This is a genomic window from Streptomyces sp. WAC04114, from assembly GCF_019733245.1.
GTDB lineage: Bacteria > Actinomycetota > Actinomycetes > Streptomycetales > Streptomycetaceae > Streptomyces > Streptomyces massasporeus_A.
Window position 1 is genome coordinate 1 of record NZ_JAIGQA010000168.1, and the last position, 17,434, is coordinate 17,434.

At 67.4% G+C, this 17,434-nt stretch carries 16 protein-coding genes and 2 pseudogenes; 11 read left to right on the forward strand and 7 right to left on the reverse strand.

All coding sequences use genetic code 11. The annotated features are described in order from the left end of the window. The coding region (locus K4G64_RS31320; protein ID WP_221759329.1) for a transposase at positions 1 to 175 on the forward strand (175 nt) is incomplete at its 5' end. Between the two features lie 49 nt (positions 176 to 224). Here the strand turns inward: K4G64_RS31320 and K4G64_RS31325 are convergent. The 3 genes from K4G64_RS31325 to K4G64_RS31335 are packed head-to-tail and all read right to left on the reverse strand — an operon-like array spanning position 225 to position 4,515. Continuing rightward, positions 225 to 1,199, reverse strand: a complete 975-nt coding sequence (locus K4G64_RS31325) for a hypothetical protein (RefSeq protein ID WP_221759315.1) — start codon at positions 1,197 to 1,199, stop codon at positions 225 to 227. A 26-nt stretch (positions 1,200 to 1,225) separates the two neighbouring features. Further along, entirely contained in the window at positions 1,226 to 2,530 is a 1,305-nt protein-coding gene (locus K4G64_RS31330) for a CHAT domain-containing protein (RefSeq protein WP_221759316.1), read from the reverse strand. 2 nt (positions 2,531 to 2,532) lie between these two features. Further along, positions 2,533 to 4,515 carry a caspase family protein gene (locus K4G64_RS31335; RefSeq protein WP_221759317.1) on the reverse strand — a complete coding sequence of 661 codons (1,983 nt, stop codon included), beginning with the start codon at positions 4,513 to 4,515 and terminating at the stop codon, positions 2,533 to 2,535. Positions 4,516 to 4,956: 441 nt separating this feature from the next. On the opposite strand from K4G64_RS31335, the gene K4G64_RS31340 reads away from it, so the two are divergent. After that, positions 4,957 to 5,373 carry a hypothetical protein gene (locus K4G64_RS31340; RefSeq protein WP_221759318.1) on the forward strand — a complete coding sequence of 139 codons (417 nt, stop codon included), beginning with the start codon at positions 4,957 to 4,959 and terminating at the stop codon, positions 5,371 to 5,373. 256 nt (positions 5,374 to 5,629) lie between these two features. Beyond that, entirely contained in the window at positions 5,630 to 5,956 is a 327-nt protein-coding gene (locus tag K4G64_RS31350; protein ID WP_221759320.1) for a hypothetical protein, read from the forward strand. A gap of 62 nt (positions 5,957 to 6,018) precedes the next feature. Here K4G64_RS31350 and K4G64_RS31355 read toward each other — a convergent pair whose 3' ends face one another. Further along, positions 6,019 to 6,303, reverse strand: a complete 285-nt coding sequence (locus tag K4G64_RS31355; RefSeq protein ID WP_221759321.1) for a hypothetical protein — start codon at positions 6,301 to 6,303, stop codon at positions 6,019 to 6,021. Positions 6,304 to 6,474: 171 nt separating this feature from the next. On the opposite strand from K4G64_RS31355, the gene K4G64_RS31360 reads away from it, so the two are divergent. The 6 genes and pseudogenes from K4G64_RS31360 to K4G64_RS31385 form a co-directional block, all read left to right on the forward strand. Next, on the forward strand, positions 6,475 to 6,624 hold the full coding sequence (locus K4G64_RS31360) for a hypothetical protein (RefSeq protein ID WP_221759322.1): 150 nt from the start codon (positions 6,475 to 6,477) through the stop codon (positions 6,622 to 6,624). A 491-nt stretch (positions 6,625 to 7,115) separates the two neighbouring features. Continuing rightward, positions 7,116 to 7,439 carry a hypothetical protein gene (locus tag K4G64_RS31365; protein WP_221759323.1) on the forward strand — a complete coding sequence of 108 codons (324 nt, stop codon included), beginning with the start codon at positions 7,116 to 7,118 and terminating at the stop codon, positions 7,437 to 7,439. A gap of 407 nt (positions 7,440 to 7,846) precedes the next feature. Then, positions 7,847 to 9,277 carry an IS21 family transposase gene (gene istA / locus K4G64_RS31370; RefSeq protein WP_308122544.1) on the forward strand — a complete coding sequence of 477 codons (1,431 nt, stop codon included), beginning with the start codon at positions 7,847 to 7,849 and terminating at the stop codon, positions 9,275 to 9,277. Further along, on the forward strand, positions 9,274 to 10,068 hold the full coding sequence (istB, locus tag K4G64_RS31375; RefSeq protein ID WP_221759324.1) for an IS21-like element helper ATPase IstB: 795 nt from the start codon (positions 9,274 to 9,276) through the stop codon (positions 10,066 to 10,068). Before istA ends, istB begins: the two co-directional genes overlap by 4 nt. Before the next feature lie 51 nt (positions 10,069 to 10,119). Beyond that, positions 10,120 to 10,620, forward strand: a complete 501-nt coding sequence (locus tag K4G64_RS31380) for a hypothetical protein (RefSeq protein WP_221759325.1) — start codon at positions 10,120 to 10,122, stop codon at positions 10,618 to 10,620. A gap of 80 nt (positions 10,621 to 10,700) precedes the next feature. Next, positions 10,701 to 11,819, forward strand: a pseudogene (locus tag K4G64_RS31385) (UvrD-helicase domain-containing protein); the annotation flags it as partial. Positions 11,820 to 12,018: 199 nt separating this feature from the next. On the opposite strand, the gene K4G64_RS31390 reads toward K4G64_RS31385, so the two are convergent. Beyond that, positions 12,019 to 12,519, reverse strand: a complete 501-nt coding sequence (locus K4G64_RS31390) for a hypothetical protein (protein WP_221759326.1) — start codon at positions 12,517 to 12,519, stop codon at positions 12,019 to 12,021. A 1,513-nt stretch (positions 12,520 to 14,032) separates the two neighbouring features. On the opposite strand from K4G64_RS31390, the gene K4G64_RS31395 reads away from it, so the two are divergent. Then, the gene (locus K4G64_RS31395) at positions 14,033 to 14,248 is read left to right on the forward strand and encodes a DUF6207 family protein (RefSeq protein ID WP_260461231.1); all 216 of its coding nucleotides are present in this window, start codon (positions 14,033 to 14,035) and stop codon (positions 14,246 to 14,248) included. A gap of 1 nt (position 14,249) precedes the next feature. On the opposite strand, the pseudogene K4G64_RS31400 reads toward K4G64_RS31395, so the two are convergent. Both K4G64_RS31400 and K4G64_RS31405 read right to left on the reverse strand, forming a co-directional pair. Continuing rightward, a pseudogene (locus K4G64_RS31400) lies at positions 14,250 to 14,627 on the reverse strand (integrase core domain-containing protein); the annotation flags it as partial. Positions 14,628 to 14,642: 15 nt separating this feature from the next. After that, positions 14,643 to 14,978 (reverse strand): ankyrin repeat domain-containing protein, encoded by a 336-nt coding sequence (locus K4G64_RS31405; protein WP_221759327.1) that lies wholly within the window; start codon positions 14,976 to 14,978, stop codon positions 14,643 to 14,645. A 199-nt stretch (positions 14,979 to 15,177) separates the two neighbouring features. Between K4G64_RS31405 and K4G64_RS31410 the strand changes: the two genes are divergently transcribed. Further along, the coding region (locus K4G64_RS31410) for an IPT/TIG domain-containing protein (RefSeq protein WP_221759328.1) at positions 15,178 to 17,434 on the forward strand (2,257 nt) is incomplete at its 3' end.

Consider the following 17,434-nt stretch of genomic DNA (forward strand, 5'->3'; position numbering starts at 1 on the left):
CTCGAGTGAACGACTCGGTCGCCGCCGATGGGTCATCGAACGCACCATGTCCTGGCTGACCGGCTACCGCCGCCTCAACCACCGCTACGAACGAAAACCTGGCAACTACCTGGCCTTTCTCGGACTGTCAGCCGCACTCTGCTGCTACAAGCGACTTCTCAAGCTGACCATGTAGGACACGGTCTTAGACGACTCAGTGCTGCGGGCCTTGCCCAGCGCTTTGGTCATCGGGCGCTGTCGGCGAGGGAGAGCAGGAGGTGGGCGGATTCGGGGTGGTAGAAGTCGGAGTGGGCACCGACGAAAAGTTTGTTCACGGTGTACAGCTTGCTGGCGTCAACGTTGATCAGCCGCTTGTACCGGGGGAATGTGTAGGGAGTGGTGGTGTCCAGCAGGGTGATTTGCGCAATGTGGTCCGGAGGGGCGCTGGCGCCCCGGTACCCGACAGCAACCTGGTTCTCCTTCTTGCTGTGGAGTTTACCGAGGGCAGTGTCTGAGGGTGAGTAGGTCATTGTTATAGGGGCGTTGAGTAGATTGGGGTTGAGGATCTTGCTGAAGGGTTCGTGTGTGAATGCGTCGGCGGGGAGCGCCGGCTGGAAGAGGGTGAGGCTGTCAAGGGTCCATGGGTAGGTGGTGTGGGCGAAGTCCCATGCGAGGGTGTCCGGTCCGCCGTCGGTGAGGCGTTCGGTGGCTTCGAGGATGCCGTGGAGCAGAACGCGGCTGCCGAAGGAGTGGCCGGTGCAGTGCAGGTACTGACCGTAGGCAGTGGTGAGGGTTTCGGGCCCGGGTTCGGGGGTGTCGCGGTGGGCGTTGAGGTAGCCGAGGATGGCGCCCAGGACCCGGGGAACGTGGCCGTCGGCAGCCATGGTTTGGGTGCGCCTTTTGACCGGGTCGTAGTCGGTGGGCAGGAGTCTGGTGTCGCGGGAGGGCCAGCGCACGGCAACGTATTGCGGCCGGAAGCCGCGCAAGCGTGCGTAGGCGTGTGGTTGGGCTGCGGCGAGGGTTTCGACGTGGCTGAAGAGGGTGCGCGCATGGGTGAGTGCGTCGTCCGCTTTGGTGCGCCAGCCGTGAACGAAGACGAAGATGTCGGTGGTGTCCTCGCGTAGCCGCAGGTGACGTTCGAGATGCTGGGCGATGTCGGCGTCCGGGACGGTGGTGCGGCCGTCGGTGTGCAGCAGGTGCCCGTTCTTGTCCAAGTCCATGACGTCGACGGGAAGGAGGGGGCGTGTCACGGCTTCTCCGCTTGTGGGCTGTGGATCAGGCAGGTGTCGATACCTCGGATGAGGGTGAAGGCCAGTCCGAGGGGTGAGGCGTGCTGACTGATGAAGTCCTTCGTGATGTCACGCAGGATGCATGCGGCGCGCTCGCCCTTGAAGAATTCCTCGAAGAAGCGGGTGGTCAGGCTGCTGGCGACGGAGGGCGGCACTTCGATCTGCGGGCCGACCAGGCATCCGATGCCGAGTTTGAAGAGGGGTCTGGCGAGGCCTTGTTGGTCGTACTGCCCAGCGCGGCCACCTTCGCAGGCCATCATGAAGCACAGAGGGCTTGGCAGCAGCTGGGAGCGGTGTCGGACCCAGTCATTGATGTCGCCGGCGATGATGGGATTGTCGTCGGTGAGGATGATGCGTGCTGATTTCTGGCCGCGGTGGTCGGTGCGGTTGCCGGTGGCGTGCGCGCTGAAGAGCATGATGTGGTCGCTGCAGTCGGACGAGGTCAGCCGCTGGGCGGTTTCGGCTTTGGTGGTCCATTCCTGCGCGGCCGTGTGGGTGTCGAAGACGTTACGGACGGGGCTAAGTGGGCAGTCCGGTGCGCCTTCCCTTTCAAGACGGGTATCGAGGTAAAGGCCGGCTTTGGGGCGTTCGCCGCCGTGTTCGATGAAGGGGCTGTATCCGTCGACGCGGCCCAGGTTGTGCTCGATGAGGTGGGTGTAGCCGAGGAAACCGTCCCAAACCGCGGTGCCCCCTGCGTGCAGTCCATGCTGAATGTCCGGATGCAGATAGAGCAGGCCCCAGGGGACGAATAGGTCTGATGACGTCACGGTGATGATCTGCGGTCCGCTGCGCAGTGCGTGTGACAGGGCTGCTGCGAGCCGGTCGAGGTCCTCGTCACCGCTTTCGAAGATCTCGCCGTAGAGGCGCTGTCCGGCGCGGGCGAGGGTTTCGCAGGCCTCCTGCAGAAGCTCGCACGCACTGCGTCTGCCGAGGGTCTGCTCCGGGAATCCCTCGAAGGGGTAGGCGCCTTCGTGCCTGTGCAGGACGGTCGCCTTCAGCCATGCATCGTGGATGTCCTCCAGCGACTGGGATATCTGTTCGTGGTCAACCCTGAGGCGGCCCGAGTAAGGTGCATTGCCGTCATAGCAGAGGGGCGTGTCGGGCGGCCCCCATGCGTGGACGAGGTAGCCGTCGTGCACTTTGTCGAACTTGAGTTGGATCGTCCGGTCTTGGAGAGCGCGCGGAGTGCTACGGGGAAGGGCAGTAAAGCCGTCGTAACCGTCGAAAGGCACGCTGAAGTCGAGGTCTTGTTGCTGTTCCATGGTCAGGTGGTGCTGCCGTCTCGTCCTGCGACGGTGAGAACCCGCTCGATGCTTTGGATGACAGCACCGTCGGCTCGACGCAGGACGTCGATGCGCAGGGTCACCGGGTCCGGTGAGCTGGGAGTGATCTGGAAGTGTTCTGGCGGTGTTCCCGCCTCGTCAGTAAGTCGGGTATGGATGAGGGCGGGGGCCACATCTGCGGTGTCAGCGGCAATATGCAGCGTCAGATCCAGGGGATTGTTGTCGGTGGCGTCGTCCGCCTGCGGAGCGCGGCCGGGTTCCTGCGGCTGGTAGTTGAATGTGACGTCCAGGCGCTGCCCTACGTGCAGCGGCAGGGCCCCTTCGGCAACCCGCAGACGCGGGTGGTGACGGCGGTGGCCTCGGGACGGCTGACGGCTGTCTGGTTTCGGTGACGATGCAGGTGCAAGGACAGCGCAGTCATCGGCCATGGCAGCCGGCTGTTCGGGGCCGCTGGTGGCGGAGTCAGCGACGGTTGATAGCAGTTCGTCCGCATGTACGAGAGGGTCGACTGCGCTAGGTCTGCTCAAGAGGCGGCTGGCCCAGTGCTCAAGCGGACCGGCTTCATCAAGGAGCGTGATGCGCGCGTCAGCGAAATCGAATGTCCAGCGTACTTCCCGCTCGGCCGGCGCCGATGATGCGGGGCCCCGCAGCTGCCATGGACTGTTGTCTGCTGCCCATCGTGAGGCCTGCTCATCCGAGGCCTCGACCGTTCGGGCGGCAAGGTTGTTCCACTCGACGAGCAGACGGCTGATGCCTGGTCGTCGATCCGCGAGGAACTCGCGGGTTAACGGCGGTACCCGCTCATCTTGGCGCACCCGGCAGACGTCGAGCATCAGCACCGTGCTTTGAGCACGGCTTCGGCGCAGCCAGGCCACCAGCTCGCTGACACGGACGGTCTCCTCGTCTTGCAAGTGCAAAACGAGGTCGAGGTCCCGGCCCGAGTGGCGGACCGTGCCGTGGCCGACCAAGTAGATCAGCGCCATGTTGTCGGCCGTCGCTGCGACACGGCTCACAGCCTCGAGCAGGCCTTGGCGCGTCGGCGGCTGGTCCAGCACTGACGTGGTGTCGCGGGTGAAACCGCAATGCGTATCGACAAGTGCCCGGGACAGTGTGTGCGCGTCCCCGACGGGGTCAAAAAAAGAGCTGGTCAGCGGAGCGCCAGCCACTGCAAGCGCGTAGCGGGCGCATGATCCCATCGCCGCGGTTGAGGCGGCTCGCAGCGCCGGCAGCCATCGCCTGTGGGCTGACGTCATGGGGGAAGCATCGCGTACTGGGACCAGAGGTCGGGCAAAGCCCTCTGGGTTGCACAGGATCGGCGGGCGATACCCCTCGCGCCGGGTGGCCGCCCGCAGCCTCCGGTACGCGGCTTTCAGATCCAACGGGTCGCGACGGTCAGCGACCTCGCTAAGAAGCTTGATCAGATGCTGTGTGAGAACGGACGGCCCTGTGTTGTTGGCGGCGAAGGCGTAGGGAGACCGGCCCACCGAGGTCAGCACTGCTACGCCTTGTTTGCTCAGCCGGCTGATTTCCTCGACCCACTGCCGGTTGGAGAGGATCGAGTTGACTGTCAGGCAGGTATCAAGCACCAGCAGGCGGTCGGGGCTGTCAACGCCCTTCATCGCCGCGACCAGATCCTGCACGTCCAGCCAGTCGTCTCGAGTCTGGTTTGCAACCGGCAGCGCAAGTTGCAGTCTGCCCGACCGGTCGGCGCGGCAACGTCCACCAGTCCAGTAGACGATCAAACCATCCCCTGCAGGGACTTCCCGCGTGAAGCGCTGGAGAAAGTCGTCTTCGTGCAGCGACGACACGACGTGGCATGTCTCTGGACTTAGTCCCGCGAGGTCCGGGTCCGTCAGTGCCGCAGCCAGAGTCCGCGCGTTCTGTTGAGTGCCCTCGGGCAGAGACATCGGCCCCGCTAATGGCCCGCCCTGCACCACAAAGTTATGCGTCACGTACGGCGCCATGAGGTCCCCCTGCGCTCATCGCCTAGGATCTCAATCATAGACGCAACTACCCTGCATCGACATTTAGTTGACGTCACATCGCCGGTGGAACCGCACCAGGGCACGTCCGAAGTCACCCGGATAGGTGAAGCGTTACCCCGGCAGGTGCCTATTCCCGACCGACCCAAAGCAGCGAATCTTCATGGGGCTCTCCGGGGATCCGGGCCGCCCTGACTGGGCGACTGGCGCGCGACCAGCAGTGGACTCGCCTGCGGCCCCCCGCCGGAGATTTGTGGTGACCTCATTCTCCACGGCCCCGCTCACCCGGCGCAGTCGGCGCAGGGGCTCATCCCGCATGGCGCAGCGGCGAACAAACACAGGACGGTTCGCCGAACAGGAGCAGGCCCACGCCCGCCACCCAGTCCATTGCGATGAATGCAAAAGTTTGCGACCATCACAATCATGGATCTGATCGAAGAACTCGCCGCCTTGCGCAACCCCATGCCCGAACCGGGCACCGTCACCCCCGAGGACTGCTACGCCGACGCCTGCGAACAGGTCGAGGAGCAGCGCAAGAGGGACGCTCTTGGCCTGGAGGCGGCAAGCGACGGCCTGCAAACGAACCCGGTGCTGCTGACGTTGGAGGACCTCAAGGCCCATAAGGCGGCCGTCGACGCGCAGATTCGCCGGCTGCTCGCCTACGGACGGGAGTTCCACGGCAGCCGCCCCATCGCTCTGGAGGAACTCGCCCGGCACTCCGGCTTCAGCTTCTCCGGGGTCCGCACCGCCTACGGCGAGAGCGAGATCCGGCACGTCGCCGCGCAGATCGGCCGGGAGCCGAACCGGCCCCGCCGCGGCACAGGTAAGACAGAGCAGTGAGCACCGCGGACGCGGCGCCTGCGGGGAAGGCGTGGCACGCGACAGAGTCCCCCGGGCGCGGCGCCTCTGTGCCTCCGTACCTGCGGGCCGCCGCGGACTTGCGGCGCCAGATCCTGTCCGGGCGGCTGGGCCCGGGCGAGCGGCTGCCCTTCGTGCGCACTCTCCCCCACAGCAGTCCGTGGCCTCGCCGTCACCATGCCCTGCCAGCATGCGAAACGGGAAGAACGCCCCTCGCCGCGTTGGAAGGCTGAAGCGCATGCCCGACACCTCGCCCGACTTGCCGCCGTTCCACGTGTACGCCATGGCCCACCGGTGCTCCACCTGCGGCGCCGAACCCGGCCTCCCCTGCGAGGCCCCGCGGAAGGAGGCCGCCTACGACGCCCGCGCCAACATCCGCCAGCGGACTGGCCGGCCCCAACTGCCCTGGGATCCGTCCCAGCTCATTCATGCGAGCCGGGACGACGCCGGCCGACGGCACCGTGACCGCGACGAGCTGGCGGCTCCCTGGCCGAAGGACCGGGAGCCGGGCCGCCGGTACGACACGTTGGGCGAACACTGGCAGTCCCCGGCAGAGAGCGCCTGACGAACCGCGCACGCCGCCCCCGGGCTACGGCCTGGGGGCGCGGGTGTGTCCGGCCCGGCCCGCTACGGCGTGGCGGTGGCGTCGTCGAGGAGTCCGTCCAGGTCCGGGTTCCCCGACTCGTCCACCGCGCCCGCGTCCTTCAGCCCCTGCGACAGGCGCAGCACCTTGTAGTCGTCGTCCTTCACGCCCTCACACGCCTCGGGCTTGCTGTTGTCGCCCGCGGCCTGGTCTTTGAGGGCGGCCGCACAGTCCGCGGTGATCTCCTCGTACGACTTGCCGTCGGAGCAGCCGGCCACGCCGGCGAGGGCGAGCAGGCCGGTGAGCAGGACGGTGGTGGTGCGGCGCATGGATCCCCCCGAGGGCATTGTACCTACAGGGGCATGATGCGGCGTCAGTACACGGGCGCTGTGGCCGGGCTGTGACGACGCCTTCCAGGCCGCCGCCTCCACCACGGCCGCGGCCCCAGTACGCTCTCCCGGCCCACCCATCTCGCCGATTCGGCGCCCCTTGGAGCCCCCATGCCGCCGTCACCCGACCGCACTCACATCATTGTCACCGCCAGCCTGGCGGCCGTCGTCGCAGGCCTGGCCGTTGTCGTCGCCCCGCAACTGCTGCCGGTGCTGGCCCTGGCCGTCACCGTGTTCGCAGTGACGATCTCCCTTCTGTAGAGCACCGCGGGCGATCGCGCAGACTACGAGCGCGCCGTAGTCATCACCCGCGAGACCCTCATCCGCGCCGGGCCCGCCAGGCCCCCTGCGCTGCGATGTCGTGACCGACTTCGCCCGATCCCCCAACGGTCGCGTCAGCCCCTCATCCACGGCCGTCCGGCGGCCGCGTTTGGTCTCGTCCAGCTCGTAGTGGTGGCGGCACTCTTCGCACCGCACCCCATCCACCACGGCCTCCTCCCCGTTCGGGCAGTTCGTGCCGTCCCCTCGCCCCACGCACGCGTTCCGGCGTGTCACCACGATCCCTGGCCCCGACACCTGGAACCCCAACTGACTCGAAGGAGCAGCATGACCAACCTGATCCACGCCCCTTGGACCAGAGAGCAAGTCGACGCACTCAACCGCTTCCAGCAGAAGGGCGGTATGCGCCCCTTCACCTGCGGCGCCCTGCACTCCAGCGGACAGAGCCCCGTGCTGGACGCCACGCACTCCGCGTGGATCTGCCGGACTCGTCGCGCGAATACACGCAGGACTGGGCTCACGCCTTTATGGCCGACCCGGACGCATGGCCAAGGTTCCCCTTCGACGAGCGGCACGGGCCCACGTCTGAGGAGATGAAGGCAGCGACCGAAGCGACCGGACCGACGACGTTCGACCGTGATGCGGTGGCAATCGTATGGGTCGTGCCGCCGCTTGCTGACCGCAATGCCAGGAAGCTACGACGTCGCCCGCGCTGCAGCCGGGAGTGGTGGCAGCCGGCCCTGCCCACCGGGGCCGCACGACATCCACAGCGCCTGTTACCCCTCTTCGGCAAGTGACCACCCCTCACCAGATGGCCGACGCCGAGAGCTTCAGTCCCGCGCCTCAGCCACGGCCGAGTGATCTTCCCTCAGCGGCCGTGACGACCAGCCGCGTTCCCGGGGTTCCATGACCATGAAACAGGCGCTCCCTTTCGTTGCCGCTCTGGCCGTTCTCACCGGGGCCGTGGCCGCGCCACAGGCTGCTGCCGAGCCCTCCACCACAAACCGACGCTCGTGACCGCCAAGCCGTGCACCACTACGTGGGAGGTGACGGGGCGGAAGGTGGCGGTGCGGAGGCCGACGGGGAACGAGGGCCCGGTCGCGAAGGCCACCAGCCCGGTACACCACTACCTGCACCGCGGAGACCGGGTGACATCCTGCGTCGTCGCGGTTGCCCGGACGGAAAGTGGTCCGGCCTACCGCAAGTGCGGCAAGACCGGGAATGTCTGGCGCACACGATCACCCGGATCTTCCACCGGCTGGTCGAGGAGCACAGCGCCGATGTCTCCTATCAGATGGTCCGGCGCTACGTCTCCGACCGGAAGCCGGAGATCCTCGCGGCCTCGGGCAAGGCCCCGGTGGAAGCGTTCGTGCCCCAGTCCCATCTGCCTGGTCACGAGGCGGAGGTCGACTTCGGCGACGTGACGGTGCGTCTGGCCGGCGAGCTGGTGACCTGCTATCTGTTCTCGCTTCGCCTGTCCTACTCGGGCAAGGCCGTTCACCGGGTGTTCGCCTCATGCGGCCAGGAAGCGTTCTTCGAGGGGCACGTGCACGCGCTTCGGACGCTGGGCGGTGTTCCCCGGACCAAGATCCGCTACGACAACTTGAAGTCGGCCGTCGCCCAGGTGCTGGGGCTGAGCCGGGCGAGGGTGGAGACCGACCGGTGGATCGCTTTCCGCTCGCACTTCAACATCGAGAGCTTCTACTGCCGCCCCGGCATCGAAGGCGCCCACGAAAAGGGCGGCGTCGAGGGCATGATCGGCTACTTCCGCCGCAACCACTTCACCCCGGTCCCGGAAGTCGACTCCCTCGCCGAGCTCAACGAGATGGTCGACGAGTGGGACCTGCACGACGGGCACCGCCGGATCGGCTCGCGGCCGCGGACCGTGGACGAGTACTTCGCCGTCGAGCAGCCGCTGCTGATGCCACTGCCTGAGGAGCCCTTCGAGACGGGCCGGCTGTTCACGCCACGGGTCGACCGCTACAGCCAGATCAACGTCCGGACCAACCGCTACTCGGTCCCGACCCGGTTCATCGGGAAACGGGTCCGCGTCGTGCTGCATGCCTCTCACCTGGTGGTTTACGACAGGAACGTCGAGGTGGCCCGGCACGAGAGGCTGATCGCGAAGGGTGGGTTGCGGCTGGACCTGGACCACTATCTCGAAGCTCTCATCCGCAAGCCCGGCGCCTTTCCCGGCGCCACGGCTCTGGAGCAGGCCAGGTCGGCGGGCAAGTTCACCCCGGTCCACGACGCCTGGTGGGTTCAGGCCCGCAAGGTCCACGGCGAGCGGGACGGCACCCGGGCGCTGATCGAGGTCCTGCTGCTGAATCGCCACCTCGCCCACGAGCATGTCGTCGCGGGGCTGGCCACCGCCCTGCGGGCCGGGGCCCTGACCGCCGACGCTGTCGCCCTGGAGGCCCGCAAGGCCGCCCAGGCGGAAGACGAGCCGATCGCCGACACATCCATTCCTCAGATGCCTGGTGAGACGCCGGCGACCGTCACGTCGCTGCACGAGTGGCGGCTTGCTCACCTTCCGCCGGACACCCGGCCGCTGCCGTCGGTGACCCCCTACGACCAACTGCTACGACGCCGTCGCACCAGCGGCGGCGGCCACCTTGAGGGAGAAGCCCAGTGACCCTGCCCCGCCAGCGAGGCTTGACCGAGCAGGCCGCCGACGCGGCGATCGACACCGCCTGCCGCCTGCTGCGGCTTCCGTCGATCCGCAACGAGTTCACCGAGATCGCCGACCGGGCGATCAAGGACCAGATGACCTACCGCGGCTTCCTCGCCGAGCTACTGATGACCGAGTGCGACGACCGGGCCAGGCGCCGTTCGGAACGACGGATCAAGGCCGCGGGCTTCCCACGGGAGAAGTCTCTGCGGGCCTTTGACTTCGACGCCAACCCGAACATCGACGCCGCCACCGTCCACACTCTCGCCAGCTGCGAGTGGATCAAGAAGAGTCAGCCGCTCTGTCTGATCGGGGACTCCGGAACCGGCAAGTCCCACATGCTCATCGCCCTGGGCACCGAGGCCGCGATGAGGGGCTACCGGGTCCGTTACACGCTGGCCACGAAGCTGGTGAACGAGCTGGTCGAGGCCGCCGACGAGAAGCAGCTGAACAAGACCATCGCCCGATACGGGCGCGTGGATCTCCTCTGTATCGACGAGCTCGGCTATATGGAACTCGACCGGCACGGCGCCGAGCTCCTCTTCCAGGTGCTGACCGAACGCGAGGAGAAGAACAGCGTCGCGATCGCCTCCAACGAGTCCTTCGGCGGCTGGACGAAGACCTTCACCGACCCCCGCCTCTGCGCGGCCATCGTCGACCGCCTGACCTTCAACGGCACCATCATCGAGACCGGCACCGACTCCTACCGCCTCGCCAGCACCCGGGCCCGAGCCGAACAAACCACAGCGGGCTGACCCCCTGAAACCGCTGGACTGCTGGTCAGGACACCTGTCAGGCTCCGCCTCGTGGAGATTCTCGAAGTCCTGACCAGCATGGCGAAGACGGGCCGACTGGGCCCGGTGTTCAGCGGAGCCGACTGGAGCGACGTGACCGCAGCTCTCGGCGAGCCGTGGGAGATCGGAACGATGGGTCGGAACAGAAAGTGGCCGAGGCTCTTCGCCTACGGAGACCTTGAGCTGAGTGTCTGCCGCTGCCGCAAGGTGTCTCTCATCTGCGTCCAGACTTGGCGTGACGTCGTCGAACTCCCCCCGTCAGTGGCCGAAGGGACGGGAACCTTCCCAGCAGGACTCAGCCACGGGGACGTCATTTCCGCCTTGGACAAGGCTGGCTGTTCCTGGGAGCCGTATGCGCCGCTTACCTTCGCCGACCAGTGCTCGCTCGTGGTGATCCCGACAGCAGCAAACTTCACCTTCGAGATCCCTGATGGCCAGGAACCGGTGCTGAACGTCATGGGCCTGCCCGGCGACGGACACGACTGCAACGTGAAGCGCCGTCAAAACTCGTGAAAATTCATCGCTCCAGTGATCGCTAACTGCTGTTCAAACTCGTCGACAAACGCTGTCCCTGAAGATGAACGAAGCCACCCAGGGCGCTGTCCCACACCGCGCTGCGTACCGTGACCCGCTACTGCTACTCCGCCGACCGCGCCCTGGGCCGCCACCACGTACCGAACCTGCGTGGCCTGGACTCCGCAGACGAGCACGCCCAACTCGCACACCAGATTTTGCCGTTCGCCCGCAAGGCCTGGGCCGACCTGCACGACCCCGAGCATGGTGCGGTCCGCTTCGAACACGACCACTACCTGAAGATGTGGGCCCTGACCGAACCGAGACTCGAAGCCGACTTCCTCTTCCTCGACGAAGCCCAGGACACCAACCCCGTCCTCGAGGATGTCTTCGCCGCCCAGCGCACCCACGCCCAGCTCGTCATGGTCGGTGACTCCGCCCAAGCCATCTACGGCTGGCGCGGCGCCAGAGACGTGATGACCGGTTTCGACGCCATGCCACTCACCCTGACCCGCTCCTTCCGTTTCGGCCCGCTGATCGCCGAAGAAGCCAACCGGTGGCTGGCGCTCGCCGACGCCCCCATCCGGCTCACCGGCACCGAGACCATCCCCGCACATGTCGGGAACCTCGACTGTCCCGACGCCGTGCTGTGCCGCACCAACATCGGCGCCATGACTGAGGTCATGCGCCTGCTCGACGCCGGTCACCGCGTCGCACTGACCCGCGGCGGGCACACTCTGGCCGCCCTGGCACTCTCGGCCCGCGACCTCAAAGACGGCCGCCGAACCTCTCACCCCGAACTCGTCCTCTTCAGCACCTGGGGCGAACTGCAGGAGTACGCCGAACACGACCCCGCCGGCGGTGACCTGCAGCCCTTCGTGGACCTCATCGACACCCACGGACCCGACGCCATCCTGACCGCGATCAACCAGCTCACCGATGAGAAGGAAGCAGACGTCACCGTCTCCACCGCCCACACAGCGAAAGGCCGCGAATGGCCCACTGTCAGAATCGCCCCCGACTTCCCCCCGCCCAAGGACACCGATCAACACGACACGCACGGCCGCCCGATCCCAAAACCAGTCAGTGACACCGACGCCCGCCTCGCCTACGTCGCTGTCACCCGCGGCCGCCACCACCTCGACCTCGGTGGCCTGTCATGGATCGGCACCCACCCCGCCACACCTCCGGTCGCCTGAGCAGTGCGCGAGCGAAGGCCCGCGGAGGGCTTGGCCGCGGTGCCGCGCAGCTTCACAGGTTTCCGGGCTACCTCTTCCGGCAGTCCCACAGTCCAGGCAGCTGGAGGGTCGGGGAGGAATCGCTTCTCGAGGGCGTCTGCACCAACGTCCAAAGATCAAGGGCCTGTTTCAGGTGAAGGGCTACACAGCGGTGCCTGAGTCACTCCGGCTGATGATCGGGGCCGCCGAAATCTGGGCTGATGTAGTCCGGACTGGTGAAACTCGGGCGCGGGCCCGAGGCTCCGCCATCGGGACGCGAAAAACCGGGGCGGTCGTAACCGAGGTGCGGCGTACGGCTGGTCGACGCTGGCGGTGCAGAGAGAAGGGCTGTGGCACGGTCAGGGTCGGCCAGTGCCTCCCGCAGGAAGGGCAGGATGCCGCGCTCCAGCAGAGCCTTTCGCCACGCTTCTCGGGCTCGCCCCACCTTGTCTCTTATCTCGCCGTATGAATCGTCATCAAGTGAGGACGGCCGACGACGGGAGATGGCCAAGACAAGGACAAGCGCGCCCGCGGCAACGGCCCCCGACACCAACCCAGCCGCGATCACGGGACGGGCGGCCTTCGACGCTGCATTGAACAGCGTGAGGGTGAAGCCAGCGAGGAGGAAGATCGCAGTGACTGATGCGGACAGGACGGCGGCAGGCAGAGCGAAGAACGTCACTGCCCGAGATTCGCTCGCCTCCCTCGAGGTTTGATCTATTCTGCGGGGATCCATCGCGCCGCCTGCTGGCGCCTGTGGACGTACGTGCAGACCAAGCACCGCTGCCAGAAGGCGACGTCCATAGGACATCCTGGCCCACCGCTGCGCAGCGACACCATCAACTCGGCGGCCGCTGGATGGTCCAGCACTGCGGACGGCCCCGCCGATTCGACGGCCCGGACCTGCTGGGCCAGGTCGGCCTGGGGCCGCCGGGCGGAGAGCGGAGCGAGAAGGGGCCGACGAGGAGGCGGTGGAAGCCCGGCCCGCGGACTGGTACGCCGGGTCGTGCATTTCCTCGCGGACCTTCAGGTAGTACTGGTACTCCGTCGCTGCGGCCGCTGTGATGAGTGTGGTCGCGTTGAGCGCCATGGTGCGCAGTTGTTCGGGGTTCAGTCGCCGTGCGGCTGCGGCCAGTTCAGGGCGATGCAGTGCGGAGCGCAGCGCTTCATCGAGGAGCCGCTCGTACTCTTGGCGGTCCTCGCTGCTCAGGTGCTGCGGAACGCTGTTCACAGCCCCTCCTCCCCCATCGCCGGGCCGTGCCGCCATCGTGGCGCGCTGCGCCCATCGATGCCAGATCCCGTCCCGTCGGGCGCGTCGGCAGCCAAGGGGGTACTCGTAGGGCGCGTGGGCTCATGGAATTGGGCTGCGTCCGCTGGGGGCTCTTCGGGGCCGGGATCCTGCGCGCGAGTGACCGCAGCGGGCGGCCTGGCCGAGGACCGGGCGGTGGGCCGTGAGCTCGGGTTTGGGGCTGAGGGGTGGGCCGGGCCCGCAGAAGGCGCGAGTCCGGGCTCCATTGGGGAGAGTGGCGGCCCTACGGCCCCTGCGGGTCCGGTGGCGGGCAGCGCGCCGGTGGCAGTGGTCCCGTTCTCTGCCGCCGTCTGCGCTGTCTCAGGCGCCGGGCGGTCACCGGTGATCACTTCGTTCACCGTCTGGACGCGGGTGAGTTGGGTGAGCAGCATGGGTGCCGACATGCCGACAACGAGTGCGGCGTACGCGCCGCTGATCTGTCCTGTGGTGCCGAACAGTACTGCTGCGCCGGCCCCCATCACGGTGTGCACTGCTGGTGCGACGATGTCGGTGGAGGGGTCGAAGTACTCCCGGAACCGCGGGGCTTGGTTGCCCGCTTGAAGGCAGGCGAGGCGGACGGCTTGCCAGGACACGAAGCGGGTGTAGAGGTCCACGGCCCCCCGCAGCAGACCGCCCGCTGCGCCCAGCACGATCAACGTTGGGACGTCCACGCTCTCCCCTGGGTGACGGCGCTGACGCCTGGCTGGGAACACTTGGACACTGGGGCAGCGTAGAGGCAGGACCGATGTACGAGGAAGGGCCCGATGTCGTCCGTCGACCGCCTTCGCCCAGGACCGAGTGTGGTCGCCGGGGCGGACCGCTCTCCGGGCCCGGAGAGCCTCTACCCGGTCGTGTGAAGAAGCCGAAATCGAAGGAACTTTACGGGCGGTCGGGCGTAATGCCATACATGAAGTCGATCAACGAAGCACATGTGGCGCGGCCAGGCCTGGCCGTGGTTGATGTCGCGGCCGCCGACGACCAGACCGCGTTCGCCGTCCAGGAGGCTCTTGCCGGGCGGTGGGCGACCGCGCTGGCGGACGGTACTACTCGGGTCCCTGGAGAGCCCGGCGTACGGCTGCGCTGCTATCTGGACGTGCGTCAGGAGCCAGGCGCTTTGGCCTAAAGGCGTTGTTCACACGGCTGATGGGCGGTTGGCCGCCGAGTGCGGTGTGGCAGCGGTGGTGGTGTAGGTGTGGAGGAAGTCTGCCAGGGCTGTGGTGCGTTCGCCTTTGGTGGTGCAGGGGCGCGGGTAGGCCCACGTGTCGAGCAGGGTGCGATTGAAGCATTCGACCTTGCCGTTGGTCTGTGACCGGTCGATGCGGGTGAGCTTGCCGACCGCACCGAGGTCGGCGACGGCTTGCCGCCAGGCGAAGCTCTTGCGGTAGGGCCAGACGCCCTCTGTCAGACGCGCTTGACCGGTCGATGCCGCAGGCGGCGAAGAAGACTGCGGCCCAGGCCAGGAACTACGCGCACGTGGTGGCCTTCTCGTCGCCGTGGACTTCGCATCGCCTGCACCCTCATCTGCTATCGGCGGCTCGTCTGCTGACGTGGGTCTGCAGCAGTTTCATCGCCAGGTCGTGGCCATAGTGATTGGCCATGTCCATGGGGGTACGGCCGTCTGGGTCTGCGAGCTCCGGATCAGCGCCAAAGGCCAGCAAGACGGCCGTGGTGTGCACAGTCAACGGCTGCCCGCTCTGCAGGGACCCATCGCCCTCAACGTCGATCGCGTGCGTCAGCAGCGTCATGTTGCTGAAGACCTCGTCGGGATCGGAGCCAGCGGCCAGCAACCGCGCCAGGGCCTCAGCATCCTCCTGCTCGACCGCTTGATGCGCGGGTGTCCAGTAGTCGCTCACCACGACATTCAACCGTCCCCACACGGGCTGCTTACGGCCGAACGCCCGGACATGCGACACGTGTTACTGCCCAATCTCGGCCACATGCAGCCTCTTCTGTCACGTACATGACGCAGTGTGGTTATGGTGTGACGGCTCGTGCGATGTGGGTGGGGTTCACGGGGCCTGGGTGCCCTGTGCAGTGCCTTGGGGAGGGCGCATGCGGTCGCGGGTTGGGCACTTAGGTGTGATCAGACGGGGTCGGCATCGGCTGGTGACGGTCGGTGTGCTCGTCCTGGCGCTGGCCGCGGGGGCGGTGTCGGCCGAGGCTCTGCCGCCGGAGCCTCCGCCCGCCAAGACCACGCCGTCAGCGAGCGCTGCTCCTTCTCAGCCTCAAGACCAGGCGCCGGCCAAGCCCGCGGCGAAGCCAAAGGCGTCGGCTGCCGCCGAGCCCACGACGAACAACGCCGTCTACGCCTATGACGCGGCAGGCCGGTTAGCCGGTGTCAGCGATCCGGGCGGTCAGACGGCGCGTTACCGCTACGACGAGGCGGGCAACCGGCTGGGCATCGATCGCTTCGCCTCCAGCACGCTGTCGGTGCTGTCGGTGGTTCCTGTCCGGGCAGCTGCGGGAGCGAAGATCACGCTGTCGGGTACCGGTTTCTCCCCCACCGCCGCCAGCAACACTGTGACGATCGGCGGCAAGGCCGCGGCCGTCACCTCTGCCTCCGCCACCCGTCTCGTCGTCACCGTCCCCTCCGGGGCGGTCAACGGGAAGGTCACCGTGAGCGCGGGCGGTGCGTCCGCCGACGCGGTGGAGGCCTTCATCGTGGCGCCGTCCGGGCCCAGCGTGACGAAGATCGAGCCGGCCTCGGGCGGGCCCAGCAGCGAAGTCACTCTGTCGGGCGCCGGGTTCGCCTCCGCGGTCACCGACAACGTGGTGCGGTTCAACGGCCTGGTCGCGCAGGTGAAGAAGGCTTCCGCGTCCTCGCTGACCGTCGAGGTGCCGCCTCACGCTCGTACCGGGCGGGTGGAGGTGGACACCCCGGCTGGTTCGACTGCGGCGCCGGGCGACTTCACCGTCACCGCCGATGGCGAGGGCGCGCTGTACGACACGACGATGCGGGCCTCGTTCACCGACGCCGACCCCTCGCAGGTGGCGGTGGTGACGGCCGAGCACAAGGCTCGGATCCTGTTCGACGCCGAACGGGGCGACACGGTCGGGTTCGGTCTGCAGGGAGGCTCGTTCACCTCCCAGACCTCCATCAGTCTCGTCTCGCCCCAGGGCGCGACGGTCGCCTCCAACAGCTTCGGCGGCACGGCGGCCGACTGGGAGGTCACCAGCCTGCCGGAGTCGGGGACCTACCAGTTCGTCATCGACCCCCGCTCCACCGACACCGGCTCCGTGGCGGTGATGCTGTCCAAGCCAGTCAACGCGGCCGTGGCCTTCGACGGGCCAACGGTGTCCACGGCTCTGCCCCGGATCGGGCAGGACGGCAACTGGACCTTCACCGCGGCCAAGAGCGAATCGCTGAGCGTAGGCGTGGACGCCACGGCGATGGGCGGCTACCTGCGCTGCAACATCTACCGGCCGGACGGCACGCAAGGTGAGTATCTGCCCGTGCCTAACGGGGACAGCAACTCGCTGGACATCGACTCGCTGCCGCAGAGCGGCCAGTACACGCTGCGTTGCGACCCCGACGGCGGCGGCACCGGAACGGTCAAGGTCGCCATATCCCACTACGTCCAGGGCGGGACGCTCAGCGCGACCGGTGCTTCGCCCACCCTGAATATCACCCGTCCCGGCCAGGACGGCATCGCCACCTTCACCGCGCAGGCCGGGGACTTCGTCAGCCTTGCCGCGACGGGGGCAACGATGCCGTCGTACGCAACCGTCACGATCACCGGTCCGGACGGCAAGCACGTCTCCAGCATCACGGCAGCGCCCAACCGTAACGACGCCTGGGACAGCGGGGCCCTTGCGGCCGGCACCTACACGGTGCGGGTGGCGGACCGCAGGCTGGACGTCGGCAAGGTGACGCTGACCCTGTCCAAACCGGCCGACGTCGGCGTACTCGCGCGTGGCGGTGCGGCAGTGAAGGCAACGGCGGCCCGGGCCGGGCAGGACATCCACGCCTCGTTCACCGCCAAGGCGGGTGATGACCTGTCGCTGGAGGTGACGGCGAACACCTTCACCAGCAGCCTCTGGGCGGAGGTACAGGCCCCCTCGGGCACCGCGGTGGTCAGCTCCCGTCTCATCTCGGCCGGCGCTTCCGGCTCGATCGCCTTGACCGACCTCGCCGAAGCCGGCACCTACAAGGTGCGGCTCAACCCCACCAACGCGGCCACTGGCTCAATCAACCTGAGCCTCAAGGCGGCGGCCGCGGCAGCGAAGACGCACGCGTTCACCAGCAATGTGCGGGTGTCGGTGAAGAGCGCGTGCCGCGCCGAGCGCCTGGCCCGCACTCTCGCCATTT